The sequence below is a fragment of the Candidatus Obscuribacterales bacterium genome (genome assembly GCA_036703605.1).
GTDB lineage: Bacteria > Cyanobacteriota > Cyanobacteriia > RECH01 > RECH01 > RECH01.
This window is the reverse complement of the sequence record DATNRH010000500.1, coordinates 1-1,331: the sequence shown is the minus strand read 5'-3', so window position 1 is coordinate 1,331 and position 1,331 is coordinate 1. Positions and strand designations below refer to the sequence as shown.

The following is a 1,331-nucleotide window of genomic DNA, read 5'->3' as shown; positions in this document are numbered from 1 at the left end:
GGTTTTCTCCAACCGCCCTGCATTGACTGAGGAATTATTAAAACCACTGGAATTGGACAACCTTCGTATTCACGCTATAAGCCAGCGCTACCAATTTGTGCAAGCGATTCACGCTCTACACCGGGCTGATCTTTTTTTGGTAGGAGGGGGTACACCGATTTACGAGGATCGTTTTCATCTATTGGCATTTCTGCTGCTGGTCACCGTTGCTCGATTGAGCGGTGTTCACGTTATGACCTATGCCATTAGCGCCCGACCCATTCGCGATCGTGTCAGTCGCCTACTGAGTCGTTGGATGTTACGAAGTATCCCTCTGATCACCGTACGTGAAGCCAGCAGTGTTTCTATCATCCAAGACCTGCTGGGCGATCCCTCTCGGCACATTGAAATTTACACCGACCCTGTGGTGACATTTCAATGTCCAAAGGCGCCCTTACCGGCCACGTTAGGGGAACGTATTCAGAATGTCTCATCCGGAGCTACTGACTTGGTAGCCATGTGCCCTCATGTGTTCTCGGCCACTCATGGCTATCATGTTCACCACTACGATAGGTTTCTACCTGAAGACGTAGAGAATTACTATACCGTTTTAGCTAAAGTTTGTGATCGCATGAGCGAGCGAGCCAGTGTTTTGTTCCTGCCCATGAATAGCGAAGATCCAGATAACGACATCCTGGCCATTCGCACCATCCAAGAGCGGATGCAGCATGGGCAGAATTCTATAGCTGTTACGGAAGAGATCAGACCCGACCAGATCTTGACTCTATTGCGGCTCTGTAAGTTGGTGGTAGGGACTCGACTGCACTCGTTGGTTTTTGCTTCAGTAGCACGCACTCCCATGATCGCTATTAGCTATGGCCCCAAGGTTGATGGGTTCATGGGGGCGCTGGGGCTTGAAAAACAAACACTTTCTTTTCATGGTTTAGACGCAGATGCGCTCTGGATGGCGATTGATGGGGTGTGGAATCGAAGGGACCAGATACGTGGTCACCTGGCCCAACGGATGACCGAGTTGGAGATATTGGCGACCGCAAATGCCGATCGGGCGGCAGCTTTAGTTGATCCGTCGGGTCAATGGAGGACTGTGCGATTTCAGGAGCAGTGTTGACTCAGGGGGAGAATACACAGGCATCACAGTTACACGCTTCCCGCGTAAGACGGAAAACAGCATGGCCTTGAACATACGATGGCATCGATCGGAAATCTGGTTGGGATTGCGCCTGGCTCTCTTCGGGGGGGCATGTGTGCTCCTCGTCCGGGCACTGGATGCATCCGCCCTGTTGCGTCATCTCCTGAGCATTTCAGGACAGTACCTTATACTTGCCCTTGGT

1 protein-coding gene is annotated in these 1,331 nt (G+C 51.5%); it reads left to right on the top strand.

Annotation, left to right across the window (positions count from 1 at the left end):
- Positions 1–1,108 (top strand): polysaccharide pyruvyl transferase family protein (locus V6D20_10755; GenBank protein HEY9816261.1); only part of this gene is annotated, 1,108 nt, incomplete at its 5' end.
- Positions 1,109–1,331: the final 223 nt, after the last annotated feature.